Annotated in this window: 14 protein-coding genes; 5 read left to right on the forward strand and 9 right to left on the reverse strand. The window is 68.0% G+C overall.

All coding sequences use genetic code 11. The features are described 5' to 3' along the window. Both OV287_RS42890 and dnaE read right to left on the reverse strand, forming a co-directional pair. Positions 1-828 (reverse strand): crotonase/enoyl-CoA hydratase family protein, encoded by an 828-nt coding sequence (locus tag OV287_RS42890; RefSeq protein ID WP_267539825.1) that lies wholly within the window; start codon positions 826-828, stop codon positions 1-3. A 65-nt stretch (positions 829-893) separates the two neighbouring features. Continuing rightward, complete coding sequence (gene dnaE / locus OV287_RS42895) at positions 894-4469, reverse strand: DNA polymerase III subunit alpha (RefSeq protein ID WP_267539826.1); 3576 nt, start codon at positions 4467-4469, stop codon at positions 894-896. A 404-nt stretch (positions 4470-4873) separates the two neighbouring features. Here dnaE and OV287_RS42900 point away from each other — a divergent pair, with 404 nt between their 5' ends. The 4 genes from OV287_RS42900 to OV287_RS42915 all read left to right on the forward strand — a co-directional run bounded on the left by OV287_RS42900 (position 4874) and on the right by OV287_RS42915 (position 8151). Beyond that, complete coding sequence (locus tag OV287_RS42900; RefSeq protein ID WP_267539827.1) at positions 4874-5338, forward strand: Spy/CpxP family protein refolding chaperone; 465 nt, start codon at positions 4874-4876, stop codon at positions 5336-5338. A 98-nt stretch (positions 5339-5436) separates the two neighbouring features. Next, positions 5437-6249, forward strand: a complete 813-nt coding sequence (locus OV287_RS42905; protein WP_267539828.1) for a M14 family metallopeptidase — start codon at positions 5437-5439, stop codon at positions 6247-6249. Beyond that, on the forward strand, positions 6246-7130 hold the full coding sequence (locus OV287_RS42910; RefSeq protein WP_267539829.1) for an aldo/keto reductase: 885 nt from the start codon (positions 6246-6248) through the stop codon (positions 7128-7130). Before OV287_RS42905 ends, OV287_RS42910 begins: the two co-directional genes overlap by 4 nt. A 70-nt stretch (positions 7131-7200) precedes the next feature. Beyond that, complete coding sequence (locus tag OV287_RS42915; RefSeq protein ID WP_267539830.1) at positions 7201-8151, forward strand: universal stress protein; 951 nt, start codon at positions 7201-7203, stop codon at positions 8149-8151. Positions 8152-8219: 68 nt separating this feature from the next. On the opposite strand, the gene mnhG is transcribed toward OV287_RS42915, so the two are convergent. Genes mnhG through mbhE form a run of 7 tightly spaced genes read right to left on the reverse strand, consistent with a single transcriptional unit; the run spans position 8220 to position 13863 of the window. Then, the gene (gene mnhG / locus OV287_RS42920; RefSeq protein ID WP_267539831.1) at positions 8220-8570 is read right to left on the reverse strand and encodes a monovalent cation/H(+) antiporter subunit G; all 351 of its coding nucleotides are present in this window, start codon (positions 8568-8570) and stop codon (positions 8220-8222) included. Next, positions 8567-8866 (reverse strand): cation:proton antiporter, encoded by a 300-nt coding sequence (locus OV287_RS42925; RefSeq protein ID WP_267539832.1) that lies wholly within the window; start codon positions 8864-8866, stop codon positions 8567-8569. The genes mnhG and OV287_RS42925 overlap by 4 nt, the downstream gene beginning before the upstream one ends. After that, positions 8863-9336 (reverse strand): Na+/H+ antiporter subunit E, encoded by a 474-nt coding sequence (locus OV287_RS42930; protein WP_267539833.1) that lies wholly within the window; start codon positions 9334-9336, stop codon positions 8863-8865. Before OV287_RS42930 ends, OV287_RS42925 begins: the two co-directional genes overlap by 4 nt. Beyond that, positions 9333-10817, reverse strand: coding sequence for a proton-conducting transporter transmembrane domain-containing protein (locus OV287_RS42935; protein WP_267539834.1), 1485 nt, complete (start codon positions 10815-10817; stop codon positions 9333-9335). Before OV287_RS42935 ends, OV287_RS42930 begins: the two co-directional genes overlap by 4 nt. Next, on the reverse strand, positions 10814-11188 hold the full coding sequence (locus OV287_RS42940) for an NADH-quinone oxidoreductase subunit K (RefSeq protein WP_267539835.1): 375 nt from the start codon (positions 11186-11188) through the stop codon (positions 10814-10816). The genes OV287_RS42935 and OV287_RS42940 overlap by 4 nt, the downstream gene beginning before the upstream one ends. Then, the gene (locus OV287_RS42945; protein ID WP_267539836.1) at positions 11189-11638 is read right to left on the reverse strand and encodes a Na+/H+ antiporter subunit B; all 450 of its coding nucleotides are present in this window, start codon (positions 11636-11638) and stop codon (positions 11189-11191) included. Beyond that, positions 11635-13863, reverse strand: a complete 2229-nt coding sequence (gene mbhE, locus OV287_RS42950) for a hydrogen gas-evolving membrane-bound hydrogenase subunit E (protein WP_267539837.1) — start codon at positions 13861-13863, stop codon at positions 11635-11637. The genes OV287_RS42945 and mbhE overlap by 4 nt, the downstream gene beginning before the upstream one ends. A 329-nt stretch (positions 13864-14192) precedes the next feature. Between mbhE and OV287_RS42955 the strand changes: the two genes are divergently transcribed. After that, complete coding sequence (locus OV287_RS42955; RefSeq protein WP_267539838.1) at positions 14193-15779, forward strand: FAD-binding oxidoreductase; 1587 nt, start codon at positions 14193-14195, stop codon at positions 15777-15779. Positions 15780-15782: the final 3 nt, after the last annotated feature.

A 15782-nucleotide genomic window follows, 5' to 3' on the forward strand; every position in this document is an offset into this window, starting at 1 on the left:
TCATCTCCCCTGGAAGCGCGGAGGCCGCCGCTCGGCGAACGCGGCGAAGGCCTCGGCGAGGTCTTGCGACTGAAGGAAGGCGGAGTTCCACACCGCCACGTAGCGCAGGCCGTCCGCCACGGACTTGTCCGCGCAATACTCCATCACCTGCTTGGCCCCCTGGACCACGAGCGGCGGGTTCTCGGCGATCTTCCGCGCGGTGGCGCGCGCCTCGGCCAGCAGCTCCTCGGGGGTGGCGAAGACCCGGTTCACCAGCCCCATCTGGAGGGCGCGCTCCGCGTCCACGTCCCCGCCCGTATAGGCGAGCTCGCGGGTGTTCCCCTCGCCGATGATGCGCGGCAGCCGCTGCAGGGCGCCGAGGTCCGCGGTGATGCCCACGCGCACCTCACGAAGGGAGAACTTCGCCTCCCGCGAGCAGAAGCGGAAGTCGCACGCGGCGATGAGATCCATGCCACCACCGATGCACCAGCCATGCACCGCCGCCAGCACCGGCTTGCGGCAGCGGGCGAGCCCCTCGGTGGCGCTCTGCATCTTCTCGATGAGCTGGAGCAACCGGGTGCGCTCGAGCGCGAGGTTGCCCTCGCCCAGGATGAGCGGCCCGAGCGACTCCGACATCGCCATCAAATCCAGGCCGTAGGTGAAGTGAGCGCCGTCACCGCGCAGGATGATGACGCGCACCGACTCATCGGCGTCGAGCACCCGAAGCGCCTCGGGCATGTCGAGCCAGAAGGCCGGCCCGAGCGCATTGCCCTTGCCGGGACCCGTGAGCACCACTTCGGCAATGCCGTCCGCCTGCTCAATGCGAAGAGACTGGTATGTCGCCGTCATTCAGACCCTCCCTCGCGAGGAAGGGCCACTTGAGCAGAACGGGCGGGCAGCGTCCACGCCCGCGCTCAGCCGAACTCGACCACCTTCATGCCGAAGAGCCGCTCCACGGACTGGATGAGCTCGTCACTTACCTGCACCTTGAGCGAGGTGCTGCCGATGAGCGCCTCGGCCTCGTTGGTGAAGAGCAGGCTCACGGCCACCGGCGTGGCGCCCTCGTACTGTTTGACGATCTTCGCCAGCTTCTCCATCCGCTCGTCCGTGGCGAGGTCCACCGGCAGCCGGAACTCCAGCCGCTTGGTGCGCTTCTCGCGCACGGCCTTGAGGCTCTGGATGTCGTCAACGATGAGCTCGACCACCGGCGTGTCCTCGTCGCGCTGGTTGATCTGCACCGTGCCCGTCACGAGGATGGGGTCATCGCTCTTGAGCAGCGACTCCCACTGCTCGAAGCCGGGCTTGGGCCCCTGCTTCGACCACTTGCCGTCCTTGCCCATCACGTTGCGCGTGCCGTCCTTGCCGGGGAAGCACACCAGCTCGATGGAGCCGGACAGGTCCTCCAGCGTCACCCAGGCCATGCGCTTGCCCGTCTTGGTGGGCCGCTCGCGCAGCGCCGCCACGATGCCGGCGATGGTGAGCTTCTCGTCCTTGCGCGCACGCGCCACCGCGGTGATGGGCCGGGCGTAGCGCTTGAGCTCCTTGTCGTACTGGTGCAGCGGGTGGCCCGACACGTAGAAGCCGATGGCTTCCTTCTCCAGCGACAGGCGCTCCTTCTCCGGCCACTCCTCCGCCTGGACGTAGTCGTCCTTCATCGCGGCACCGCCACCCGAGGAGCCACCGCCCAGCATGCCGAAGAGCGAGCTCTGCCCCGCCGCCTTGTCCTTCTGGCTGCTGGAGCCGCGGCTCATCGCACGCTCGATGCTCTCGAAGAGCTGCCGCCGCGGGCGGTTCTCGAAGTCGAAGGCTCCGGCCTTCACCAGCGCTTCGAGCACCTTGCGGTTCACCTTGCGCGAGTCCACGCGCTCGCAGAAGTCGAACAGGCTCTTGAAGGAGCCCTCCTTGCGCGCCTCGACGATGGCCTCGATGGCGCCCTCGCCCACGCCCTTGATGGCGCCCAGGCCGAAGCGGATCTTCCCCTCCACCGCGCCGAAGGCCAGGTCCGACTGGTTGATGTCCGGCGGCAGCACCTGCACGCCCGACTGCCGGGCCTCGCCGATGTGCAGCACCACCTTGTCGGTGTTGTCCTTCTCACTGGTGAGAAGGGCCGCCATGAACTCCACGCGGTAGTGCGCCTTGAGCCACGCCGTGTGGACGGTGACGAGGCCGTAGGCCGCCGAGTGGCTCTTGTTGAAGCCGTACTCGGCGAACTTCTCCATGAGGTCGAAGATTTCTCCGGCGACCTTCAGGTCGACGTTGTTCTTCGCGCAGCCCTCGAGGAAGCCGGCCCGCTCGGCCTGCATGACCTCGGCCTTCTTCTTGCCCATCGCGCGGCGCAGCAGGTCCGCGCGGCCCAGGGTGTAGCCTCCCAGCACCTGGGAGATCTGCATCACCTGTTCCTGGTAGACGATGACGCCGTAGGTGTCCTTGAGGACGGGCTCCAGCGCCGGGTGCGGGTACGTCACCGGCTCGCGGCCGTGCTTTCGGTTGATGAAGACGTCCACCATGCCCGAGTCGAGCGGACCCGGGCGGTAGAGCGCGCCGGCGGCGACCACGTCTTCGAAGCAGGACGGCTTGAGCTTCATCACCATTTCGGTGAAGCCGCTGGACTCCATCTGGAAGACGCCGGCCGTGTCGCCCTCGGCCATCAGCTTCCAGACCTCCGCGTCCCCCACCAGTGGGATGTCATCGCGCAGGATGGGCTTGCCATCCGGCGGGTTGCGGTTGATGAGGTTGAGCGCGTTCTGGATGACGGTGAGCGTCTTGAGGCCGAGGAAGTCGAACTTCACGAGGCCCGCCGCCTCCACCTCGTCCTTGGCGAACTGGGTGATGAGGGTGTCTTCCCCCGGAGGCTGGTAGGTGGGGACGAACTCCCACAGCGGCTTGTCGGCGATGACGACACCGGCCGCGTGCATGCCAGGCTGGCGGTGCAGGCCTTCCAGCGCGAGGGCGATCTCCAACACGTCCTTGGTGGTGACGTCCTTGCCCTCCACCTGCCCGATGGCGGTGGGCTTCTCCATCATCTCCTTGAGACGCGGCTCCAGCTCGATGGCCTCCTTGAGCGTGATGCCGAGCACCTCGGGCACCAGCTTGGCGATGCGGTCACCCTCGCTGAAGGGCAGCGCGAACACGCGGCACACGTCGCGCAGCACGCTCTTGGCCTTGAGCGAGCCGAACGTGATGATCTGCCCCACGTTGTTCTCCCCGTACTTCCGGCCCACGTACTTGATGACCTCGTCGCGCCGGTCCTGGCAGAAGTCGATATCGAAGTCCGGCATCGACACGCGCTCGGGGTTGAGGAAGCGCTCGAAGAGCAGGTTGTACGGGAGCGGATCCAGGTCGGTGATGCGCAGGCAGTAAGCCACCAGGGAACCAGCGCCCGAGCCACGGCCCGGACCCACCGGAATCCCGTGCTGCTTGGCCCAGTTGATGAAGTCCTGAACGATGAGGAAGTAGCCGCTGAACCCCATCTTCTGGATGACGCCGATCTCCAGCTCCAGGCGGGCCTTGTAGGGCTCGCGGTCCACGGGCGGCTGGCCGGCGCGGAAGGTCGCCAGGTCGATCTCCTTGAAACGCTCCTCGAGGTTGGCGCGCGCCAGCTCCGCCATGAAGCTGTCCGGCGTGTGGCTGTCGGGCACCTTGAAGGTGGGCAGCATGGGCTTGCCCAGCTTCAGCTCCAGGTTGATCTGCTCGACGATGCGCTGGGTGTTGTGAACAGCCTCGGGCGTGTCCTTGAAGTACTCCAGCATCTCCTGGGGACTGGTGACGTAGAGCTTGTCCGTGGAGTGCTTCATGCGCTTGCCATCCGCGAGCGTCTTGCCGCTGGCGATGCACATGAGGAGCTCGTGGGCGCGCGCGTCCTCCTTCTTGATGTAGTGCGCGTCCGCGGTGGCGCACAGCCCGATGCCCAGGTCGCGGCCGAGCTGCTTCAGGTTCTCGTTGGCCTTCTCCTGCTCGGGCATCCCGTTGGACTGCACCTCGAGGAAGAAGTGCTCGGGCTCGAAGATGTTCTTGTACTCGAGCGCCGCCTTGCGGGCGTGGTCCATGTCTCCGCGGAAGGCCGCGCCGGTGACTTCACCACCCAGGCACGCGGTGAGCGCGAAGAGACCCTTGCTGTGGTCCTTCAGCAGCTCCTTGTCGATGCGCGGGTGGTAGTAGAAGCCCTCGCGGTACGCCATGGACGAGAGGTACTTGAGGTTGTCGTACCCGTCCTTGTTCTTGGCCAGGAGGATGAGGTGGTGGCCCACCTTCTCCGTGCGGTCCTTGCGCCCCTTCGGACCGGCGACGTACGTCTCCATGCCGATGATGGGCTTGATGCCGGCGTCCTTGGCCTTCTTGTAGAAGTCGATGGTGGCGAACATGTTGCCGTGATCCGTCACGGCCACGCTCGTCATCCCCTTCTCCTTCACCGTCTTGATGAGGTCCTTCATCCGGATCGCCCCATCGAGGAGCGAGTACAGGGAGTGCAGGTGGAGGTGGGTAAAGGACATGGCTGGAAAGTAGTCAGGAGAAGAGGGCCTAGCACCACATTTGTTCAGCGTGGAGACGCCCGCCAGTTTCTGGACAAGCGTCGCGTCTGGTGCGCGTCTGGAGCCTGAAAATCGGCCCCGGAGCCTTGTGCCACGCCCCGCACAGTGCGTGAAGGAGCCATCAGGTTGGGCACCACCTACACGGCCTGGCATCTGAGAAGCCCCTCAGAAGCCCTCCCGCCGGGCGGCCGGGCAGGCGTGTGGGGCCGGAGTCCACGCCGGGCCGGAGCCTCCCGCGCGGGCTTCACACTTCTTTACCCCACCCCAAAGCGCCCGCAACGGGCCTCTCGCATTCTGTACACCGTCGCCGATTGACGGCGTCCACGAACAGAAAGCGGGCCTCCTAGGCCCTGGGAGCATATGTCATGACCACGAAGAACAAGCTGCTCGTCGCCGGTTCCGCCGTCCTCGCTTTTGTCCTCCTCACCGGCTTCCGCGGTGGCCACTTCGGCGGTGGCCACTTCGGCGGCCCTCGCGACCCCGAGCGCGTGAAGCAGATGATCTCCTGGCGGCTGGATGACCGGCTGGAGGAACTGAACGCCACCGAGGACCAGAAGCAGGCCATCCACGGGCTGAAGGACTCGCTCTTCGAGGACGGCAAGCGCCTCTTCGAGGAGAACAAGGGGGCCCGGACGCAGATGCTGGACCAGTGGGAATCGGCCAACCCGGACTCGCGGGCCGTGCACTCCATGGTGGACGCGCGCGTGGACGCCTTCCGCGCCTTCGCCCACAAGGTGGCAGACGCCGCCCTGGAGGCCCACCGCATCCTCACCCCGGAGCAGCGCCAGCAGGTGACGGGCCACGTCCGTGAGCACATGAACGCTCGCTAGCGCCCCCCCGACCTCCGCTTATCCATCCATGCACACATCCGGGCACAATCGACCCGGAGAACAGTTCGGGGCGTGCCTCCAATGAGTACCCTGGAGGCGTGCCCCAGAACTACGACGAGTACAGCCGCCGCATCCGCGGCTACGCCCAATTCGCCGAGGTGAACGAATACGCCCGTGTCGTCGAGGGTGGTGTCGAGTACCCACTCTTCCGGCTCACGACACCCGGCGAGCGTTGGCTGGTCATCACCTCCGGCTTCCACGGTGAGGAGCCCGCCGGCCCGCTCACGCTGTGCCACTACTTCGCGGACATCGCCGCCTACGCCCGCGAACGGGACGTGGGCCTGCGCGTGTACCCGTGCATCAACCCCTCGGGCTTCGTGGACGGCACCCGGTACAACCGCAGCGGGGAGAAGCCCAACAACGACTTCATGCGCTACGAGACGGCGCCCGGAGTGTGGAAGGGCGAGCTCACCCGCGATGAGTCCATCCTGCGCTGGGCGCTCTACGAGGGTGGGCCCAAGGAGACGCGCGCGGTGCGCTCGGATATCGCGCGCTACCCCGCTCCCGCCGCGGCGCTCGACATCCACCAGGACAACTACCTGCCGGAGCCCGCCACCTACGCCTATACCTTCGGGGACAAGAACGCCTACCGGCCCCTCATGAAGGCCGCCTCGGCGCACGCCCAGGTCATCCGCAACGAGAAGGTGGACGAGCACAACCGCGCCGATCCGGACGGACTCATCGAGTACCACGATGGCAGCGTCACCGATTACTTCATGCGCTGCGGCGTGCCGCACACCACGGCACTGGAGACCACCACGAAAACTCCGCTAGAAGCCTGCCACGCCATCAACCTCATCTGGATTCGCGGCTTCATCGACCTGGCCGCGCGTGGAAGCGGGAGCACATGATGATTCGCCGTCCTCTGGGCAACACCGGTCTGCAGGTCTCCGCGCTGGGATTTGGAGCAGGGCCGGTGGGCAGTCCAGAGCTGTCCGAGTCCGAGGCCGAGGCCCTCTTGAAGGGCGTGCTGGACGCGGGCATCAACCTCCTCGACACCGCCCCCAGCTACGGGCAGTCCGAGGAGCGCATCGGCCGCGCGCTGCAAGGGCGGCGGCAGGACTTCGTGCTCTCCACCAAGTGTGGATATGGCGTGCCCGGCGTGGAGGACTGGACGGCCCCCTGTATTACCCAGGGCATCGACCTGGCCCTGCGCCGGCTGCGCACCGATGTCCTCGACCTCGTGCACTTCCACTCGTGCCCCGTGGACGTGCTGGAGCGCCCCGGTGTGGTGGACGCGCTTCGGCACGCCGTGCAGCAAGGCAAGGTGCGCGTGGCCGCGTACTCGGGGGAGAACGCCCCCTTGGGCTGGGCGCTGCACTCGGGGGCCTTCGGCTCCGTGCAGACGTCCGTGAATCTCTTCGACCAGAAGGTGCTCGACTGGGCGCTGCCCGTGGCCCGAGAGAAAGGGATTGGGGTCATCGCCAAGCGCCCCCTGGGCAATGCGCCCTGGCGTCACAGCGAGCGGCCTTCGGCTCCCGATGTCGCCACGTATTGGGGCCGGATGCGCGCCATGGGGCTGGAGACCGAAGGCCTCGACTGGAGTGAGCTGGCCCTGCGCTTCGCCGCCTTCGTGCCCGGCGTGGCCAGCTGCATCGTGGGGACGACGCGGATGGAGAACCTCCAGCGCAACGTGCACGCCCTCGAGAAGGGCCCGCTGCCCGAGGCCATCGTGGAACGCATCCGCGGCGCGTTCCGCCAGCATGACCACGGCTGGGACGGGCTCATCTGAGTGTTGAACCCCTCACTCAACGCATGCGGGGAAGGCATACCCCGGCGCTGACGGGTGGTACGACTCCTGGATGATTCGCTCAGTGCTCATCCCCGTGGACCTCAGCCCGAACTCCGAGCGGGTGGTGGAACGAGCCGCGCTGCTGCCTTTCACCAAGACTGCGCGGGTCTCCCTGCTGCACGTCGTCCCGAAACTGCTTCCGCGAGGAGCCAGACAGCGTGCCGAGAGCGATGCGCGGAAGGCACTCGAGGACATCCGCAGGAGACTGGCACGAGAGCTCCCGAGGACGGCCGAGCTCACCACCGTCGTGAAGACCGGCACCCCCACCGTCGAGATCGCCAGGCGCGCCCGGTCCGTGAAAGCCGAGTTGCTCGTGATGGGGCGGGTTGGCAGACGCGCCCTCCGCGAGCTCTTCATCGGCTCGACGGCGGAGCGTGTCATCCGACAGGCCGGGCTCCCAGTGCTGGTCGTGCGTCTTCCGGCGCGCAGCCCCTATCAGCGACCTCTGTTCGCGCTGGATGACGACTTGGCGGCCCAGGAGATCCTCGCCTTCGGGTTCCAGATGATTCCTGCGCCGCGCCCCCCGCTCGCCCTGGTGCACGCCTACGATCCACCCATCCATGGGCTCATCTACCCGAGCCTCTCGCAGGAGGAGTCGAAGGAGCACCGGCGGCACTACCAGAAACAGGCCGTCCATCGCATCGCGAGCATGATGAGCCTCGCACAGCTCTCGGGGAGGGTTCCCGGGCTCGAGGAGGTGAGCTGGAGGCACTACGTGCGATATGGCTCGCCCAGGACGGTCATTCCGAAGACCGTCACCCAGAGACGCGCCGATCTCCTGGTGCTCGGAACCCATGGCCGTTCCGGTGTCGCACACGCCATGCTGGGGACCGTCGCGGGAGATGTGCTGCGAGAAGTACCCTGCGATGTCCTCGTCGTTCCGCCCCACCAGGAACGTGGAGAGCGGGCGCCGAAAAGCCGCCGCTCCAATCCCCGTCAGAAACGTGACCAAAGAGGATGAATGTTCCCTCTCCCGGGGGGCGAGGGGAAATTGCCGCAGGCACTCTTCACGGACTTACCTGAAAGGGATTAGTCGATGAAGTAGCGCGTCCGGAAGGGCTTCTTCCGGGACAGGTCGTTCTCCCGGGTCCGCTCCCACAGCGGCACGCCCATGCGGAACGCGGCCCGGGCGATGAGCTGAGCGGCGACCGGGATGATGGCGAAGGTGAAGATGAGGGTGAGCAGCACCAGCGCCACGACATTGAGTCTCCACATCGCCACCATCGCCCCGCCCAGCAATCCGCCGAGTCCGATGGTCGCGGCCTTGGCCGTCGCCTGCATGCGCATGAAGAGGTCCGGCAGCCGCACCATGCCCAACCCCGCCAGCAGCATTCCCAGCGTGCCGAACACCAGGAGGAACGCAGTGATGAGTTCCCTCATGACTCCTCCTCTTCGCCACTGTTCTCGGTGACGCCACTGGAGAGGTAGCGGGCGATGGCGATGGTGCTCAGCGAGCTGATGATGGCCAGCACCATCGCCACGTTCAGCAGGCCCGGCTCATCGATGAGCACCGCATACGCGGCGATGCCTCCCACAATCTGGAGGGAGATGAGGTCCATCGCCACGACCCGGTCCGGCAGCGACGGCCCACGAACCAACCGATAGAGCGAGAGCAGCGCCGCCAGCCCCAGGGTCACCAACACGCCCCGCAGAAGCATCTCGAACCAGATGCTCATCGCAGCACCTTCAGCAGCGGGCGCTCCACCTGCTCCCGGAGGTTCCGGGTGAACTGCTCCCGCGTGGTGGTGAACATCACATGCACGTACAGCAGCCGTCTGTCCTGCGAGACGTCCAGCCCCAGGGAGCCCGGAGCGAAGCTGACGATGAGCGCCAGCAGCGTCACCTCCATGTCCGTCCGGGCCTCCATCTCGTAGGCGTAGATGGCCGGCTGGTTGTTCACCCCCGGGGTCAGGATTTCGTGGGCGAGCCGCCAGTTGGCGGTGAGCACGTTCCAGAAGATGAGCGCCAGCAGGTGGCCCACGTACAGCAGCTTCATGGCATACGGGGAGGCACCTTGCTGCGTGGTGGAGAAGGCCAGCAGCAGCAACCCCACCCCGAAGCCGATGGCCAGGTTGGTGGGGGTGATTTCATCCAGCATGGCGGCCCAAAGGAAGGCCAGGACGACGTTCCACAGGAAGGCGCTCATGCTCCACCTCCCAGCGAGGCCTGGATGTAGGCGCTCGGGTTCAACAACTGCTCCGCCGCGGCATCCGCCAGCACGAACAGGGGACGCGCTCCCACGCCCAGCGCCACCATCACCAGCGCCAGCGCCACGCAGGGCCCCAGCAGCGCCGCCGGGCCCGCGCTTCCCCGCGCCTCCTGGAGCGGTGGTTTCCAGAAGGCCTCGCGCCACACCTTCATCATCGAGTACAGCGTGAGCAGCCCCACGGCCGCGGCGGTGCCCGCCACCAGCCAGGCCTCGCCCAACAGCGCCGCACGGATGAGCGACATCTTCGCGAAGAAGCCCGAGAGCGGAGGGATGCCCGCCAGCGAGAGGGCGGGCACCAGGAAGAGCGCCGCCACCAGCGGGTGGGTCCGCGCCAGGCCGCCCATCCGGGCTAAATCATGGGTGCCCGACACCCGCCAGGTGACCCCGGTGACGAAGAAGAGCGCGGACTTCGCGAAGACGTAGTGCACCCAATACGCGATGGCCGCCGCCAGGGCCACCCGAGAGAACAACGCCAGTCCGGCCAGCAGGTACCCGATCTGGCTGATGATGTGAAAGGAGAGCAACCGCCGGAAGTCGTACTGGGCCACCGCGCCCAGCACGCCCGTCACCATGCTGAGCAGCGCCATGGCCAGCAGCACCCGGTGGGTGAAGTCCGTGTCCCCCGGGTAGAGCAGGGAGAAGGTTCGGAAGAGCGCGTAGACGCCCACCTTCGTGAGCAGCGCGGAGAAGAGCGTCGTCACCACCACCGGGGGCGTGTGGTACGAGGCCGGCAGCCAGAAGAAGAGCGGGAAGGCACCCGCCTTCAGCCCGAAGACGATGAGCAGCAGCATGGCCGTCACCGTCACCAGACCCGGGTACTCCAACCTGGGCAACCGCTGTGCCAGGACCGCCAGGTTCAGCGTCCCCGCCAGCCCGTAGAGCAAGGCCAGGGCGGTGAGGAAGAGCGCCGAGCCCAGCAGGCTGAGCGTCACGTACTTGAGGCAGGCCTCCAGCCGCGCCCTGCCAGCGTCCAGCGCCAGCAGCACGAACGAGGCGACGAGCATCACCTCGAACCAGACGAAGAGGTTGAAGAGGTCCCCGGTGAGGAAGCCGCCGCACACCCCGGCCACCATCACCAGCACCAGCGGGTAATGTGCCCCGGCCTCCTGCCGCGGCTCCAGCGAGCCCGCCGAGTACACCACCCCCGCCAGCGTCATCACCGCCGAGAGCAGCACGTTCAGCGCACCGAGCAGGTCCGCCACCAGGATGATGCCCAGGGGGGCCTCCCAGCTGCCCACCCGCAGGGCCAGCGCGCCAACGTGCCACACCTCCCACAACAGGGCCGCGGACACACCCGAGAGGCCGCACGTGGCGGCCAGCGCCAGGACGCGGCGTGGTCCTGCCCGCCGTGGCAGCAACAGACACAGCGCCGCGGCGATCAGGGGCAGGAGGATGGGAAGGATGAGGAGCGCGCTCATTCGCCAGGTGGGTGGGAGGAAGAAGGAGGGACTTCGGTGCGCATCTCGTCCATGTCGTCGCTGCCCACCGCCTGATCGGTGCGGTGCACCAGCACCAGCAACAGCGCCAGCAAGCCGAAGTTGATGACGATGGCGGTGAGGACGAACGCCTGGGGCAATGGATCCGCCATCAGGTGAAGGGGCGGCACGCCGCTCGGTGGCAGCAGCGGGGGGTTGGCCCGCGTCACCCGGTTGGTGACGAACAGCGTCAGGTTGGTGGCGCTTCCGAGCAGGACCAGCCCCAGCGCCAACCGCACCGCGCTGCGGCGCAGCAGGGAGTAGATGGCGGCCGAGTAGAGCACGCCGATGGACAGCACCAGGGCCGTCTCCATCTAGATGCCCCTCCTCTGGTTGTCTTCTTCCTCCTCGCTGCCCTTCTCCATGGAGAGGATGAAGCAGAGCGCCGTGCCGAAGACCACCAGGTACACCCCCAGGTCGAAGAGCAACGGCGTGCCCAGGTCCACCTGGCCGCCCCAGGGCGCCGGCACGGACGTCCACAGCCCGGTGAGAAAGGGTCGGCCCAGCAGCATGGGGAGCGTGCCGCTGCCCAGGAGGACCAGCAGCCCCACCGCCATGAGAATCACCGGATGGACCCGCACCAGCCGCTGCACCGTCTTCACGTCGCAGGCGATGAGGTAGAGGATGAAGGCGGAGACCGCCAGCAGCCCGCCCACGAAGCCCCCACCCGGTGCGTCGTGCCCACGCACCAGCATCACCAGGGACAGGAGCAACAGCACGGGCGTCATCATCCTCGCCACCGTGCGTAGCACCACCGGGTTCATGCCTGGCTCCTTTGCCGCTGCTTGCGGAAGAGGAGGTAGACGCCGAGCCCCGCGGTGGCCAGCACGGTGGTCTCTCCCATCGTGTCGAGTGCCCGGAAGTCCACGAGGATGGTGTTGACGATGTTCAACCCATGGGCGTCCCGGGCGCTGCGGGCGGCATACGTCTCGGCCAGCTCGGTGTGACGAGGCTGGGCGGTGATGTTCATCAGGGCCCAGGTAATGAGGCCGCCGGCCGCCAGGGACAGGGCCGCATCCCACCGGCGCGAGTGCTCCTCGCGGTGGGCCCGCACCGGAAAGCGCGAGAAGACGAGCGCGAAGAGGATGACGGTGAGCGTCTGCACCACCACCTGCGTCAGCGCCAGGTCCGGTGCGCCCAGCAACACGTACACCATGGCTTCGGCCAGGCCCACCACGCCCAGCGCGATGACGGCGGTGAGCACCGACTTCATCCGGATGGCCACGCATGCGGAGACCACCAGCAGGATGAGCAACACCGCCTCGTAGAGGCGCAGCTCCTCTCGAGGGAATTCGAGCCAACGGACCCGGGAGACGAGCACCAGGGCGAGCAGCCCCACCAGCGCGGCCACCGTGATGAAGGTGTAGCGGTGCAGCGAGCCATTCTGCAGCACCCGGGTCTGGACGTCCGCCAGCCGCGTCAGCCCGGAGATGGACAGGTGGTACAGGCGCTCTGCGCCCCAGCGCTCCAGGTGCAGCGCGCCGAGTGCCCGCCGCAATGGGCCGCGCAGCGCGAAGGCTCCTCCTCCCACCACGAGACTGGCGACGCTCAGCCCCAGCGCCGGCGTCAACCCGTGCCAGAGCGAGAGGTGGGGAATGCTCCCCTCGGAGCCGGCGATGTCACGCGCGGCGCGGACCAGCAGCGGCTCGGCCAGGCCCGGCACCAGGCCCAGCACCAGCCCGCCGACCGCCAGCAGCAACGAGGGTCCCCAGAGGGCGGGCCCGGCCTCATGCACCTGCAGCCCACCTTCACGCGGAAGGCCCAGGAAGGGGCGTATGCCCACGCGCAGCGCCGTGCCCACCAGCAGCGCGAAGCCCAGCCCCACCCCCAGCGCCAGCACTCCGCCGCCCGGCGCGCGCCACGAGGCCTCGTAGACGAGCTCCTTACCGATGAAGCCAAAGAGAGGCGAAAAGCCCCCCATGGACAGCGCCGCCAGCCCCGCGGCGCTCGCGGTGAAGGGCATGGCCCGCCCCAGCCCGCCCAGCCGCGGCAGCTCGCGCGTGCCCGTCCCGTGGTCCACCGCGCCCGCCACCAGGAAGAGGCTCCCCTTGTAGAAGGCGTGCGCCACGAGGAATACCACCATGGCCCACGCCGCCCAGGCCGTGCCCAGCCCCAGCAGCAGCACCAGCGTGCCCAGCACGCTCACCGTGGCATAGGCCAACACCCGCTTCAGGTCGGTCTGGCCGAAGGAAAGCAGGGCCCCGACCACCATCGTCACCAGCCCCGCGGCCACCAGCGTCCCCTGCCACACGGGCGTGCCGCCCAGCACGGGAGAGAGGCGCGCCAGCAGGTACACGCCGGCCTTCACCATGGTGGCCGCATGCAGGTAGGCGCTGGCCGGAGTAGGCGCCGCCATCGCCCCGGGGAGCCAGAAGTGGAAGGGCACCTGAGCGGACTTGGTGAAGGCACCGCCGAGCACCAGCAGGAGGATGGCGAGGAAGTACGGGCTCTCGCGCAGGGCAGGCCCGGCCGCGGGCAGCGCCGAGAGAGTGTGCGTCCCAGCCCCCGCGCCCAGGAGCAACAGCCCCAGCAGCAGCGCCTGGCCCCCGAGGACCGTCACCAGCAGGGCGCGCAGGGCGGCCTGGCGTGCCTCCTCCTTCTCGCTCTCGAAGCCGATGAGGAAGAAGGAGCTGATGGTGGTGAGCTCCCAGAAGACGTAGAGGAGCAGGCCATTGTCCGCGAGGACGAGGCCCAGCATGGAGGCCATGAAGAACAGCAGCCACCCCAGGAACTCCCCCAGCCGGGGATGCTCCCGGAGGTAGTCCCCCGAGTAGATGACGACGAGGGTGCCCAACCCGGAGATGAGCAGGGCCATGAAAAGGGCCAGCCCATCGGCGCGCAGGGTGAGGGCAAGGCCCAGCTCGGGTACCCAGTCCGCATGAAAGGTGGACGGCGTACTGGAGAGAGCGGTGGGCACGAACGTGGCCAGCCATACGGTCAGGCCGAGGGGCACCAGCCCGAGCACGAGGCCGCTGGCACGCCGACCCACCCTGACGACAACAGGCGCCAGGGAGGAGGAGGCAAAGCCTACGAGGAGAAGGGCGAGCAGGGCCATGGCAGACGGGTGAGATAGGTGCTGCTGCGCGTACCAGACAACGGCGCAAGAGAAGGTCTGGCCGGAGAGCGACAATCAGCCCGAGGCTGTTGCCGGAGGGGTGTCCGGTAATGACCAGGGCGCTGCCTCGAACCTCATCTCCAGCGAGGTCCTCCTGGAGCGAACCCTGCGAGAGCCCGCCCTTGCCAGCGATGGGGGCTCCCAGCACACTGCCCTCCATCGTGAGGAGCGCCAGGGCCGAGCGCACTCGCCAGGAGGCAGTCGTGAGGCGCTGGAATGGTTGGGGAGATGCCGCCGTCAGCTACCCGCTGCCGGACTCCGCCGCGGCTGTCCTCACTCAACGTGTCGGGCCCGGAATCCCTCCCCGCGATGCCTCTCTCGCCGAGGTGCTCGCCTCCGTCCCTCCCTCCCGGCTCCCGCCCCACCCGCTCGTCTCCACCGAGCCCGAGGTCCGCCTGCGCCATGCGCGCGGGCAGAGCTTCCCCGACCTCATCGTCATGCGCAGCGGGCGCGTTCCCGCCTTCCCAGACGGTGTCGCCTTCCCCCGGAACTCCGAGGAAGTGCGCGCCTTGTTCTCCTGTGCGCGCGACGCGGGCGCCCGTCTCATCCCCTATGGCGGAGGCACCAGCGTCGTCGGTCACGTCAACGTCGCGCCCGGTGACGCGCCTGTGCTCACCGTGTCCCTGGAGCACCTCCAGCAGCTCCACTCGCTCTCCGAAGAGGACCGGCTCGCTACCTTCGGCGCCGGAGTGAGCGGCCCGCAGCTCGAGGACGCCCTGCGCGCCCGCGGCTACACGCTCGGGCACTTCCCCCAGTCCTTCGAGCTGTCCACGCTCGGTGGATGGATCGTCACCCGCTCACGCGGGCAGCAGTCGCTCGGCTACGGACGCATCGAGAACCTCTTCACCGGAGGGCGGCTCGAGTCCCCCGCCGGCACCATGGTGCTCCCCTCCTTCCCCGCCAGCGCCACCGGGCCGGACCTGCGTGAGCTCGTGCTCGGCTCCGAGGGGCGCATGGGCATCCTCACCGAGGCCACGGTGCGCATCTCTCCGCGGCCCGAGCGCGAGGACTTCCACGCCCTCTTCTTCCCCGACTGGGAGCGCGCTCGCACCGCCGTCCGCGAGCTGGTGCAGAGCGGGACTCCGCTCTCCATGTTGCGCCTGAGCACCGCCCAGGAGACGGCCATCAACCTGGCGCTGTCCGGCCACCCGCGCATGGTGGGGCTGCTGTCCGGTGCGCTCTCCCTGTGGGGTGTCGGCTCGGAAGGCTGCATGCTGGTGCTCGGCGTGTCCGGCAGCCAGCGCACCGTGGAGTCCGCCGAGCACACCGCCATGGGTATCGCGGGCCGGCATGGCGGCGTGCGCATCCCCCTGCTGGGACAGAAGTGGCTCAAGGGCCGCTTCCGCGCCCCCTACCTGCGCAACGCCGCCTGGGAGCGAGGCTGGGGCGTGGACACCGTGGAGACGGCCACCTCCTGGAGCAACGTCCCTCGCCTGCTCACCGCCGTGGAGGGCGCCCTCCGCGGGGCCCTCGAGGACCAGGGCGAGCAAGCGCTCGTCTTCACGCACCTGTCGCACGTCTATCCAACCGGCTCGAACCTGTACACGACGTTCATCTTCCGGTTGGGGACGGATGCCGGGGAGACCCATGCACGCTGGCTCGCGCTCAAGACAGCCGCCAGCCGTGCCATGATTGCCAACGGCGGAACCATCAGCCATCAGCACGGAGTAGGCACGGACCACCGGCCCTGGTTGGAAGCGGAGAAAGGCGCACTCGGCCTCTCCGCCATCCGGCAGCTCCTGGGAACGTTCGATCCGGAGGGCCTGCTCAACCCGGGCAAGCTCGTCTGAGCA

The sequence above is a fragment of the Archangium lansingense genome (assembly GCF_026626635.1).
GTDB classification, from domain to species: Bacteria; Myxococcota; Myxococcia; order Myxococcales; family Myxococcaceae; genus Archangium; species Archangium lansingense.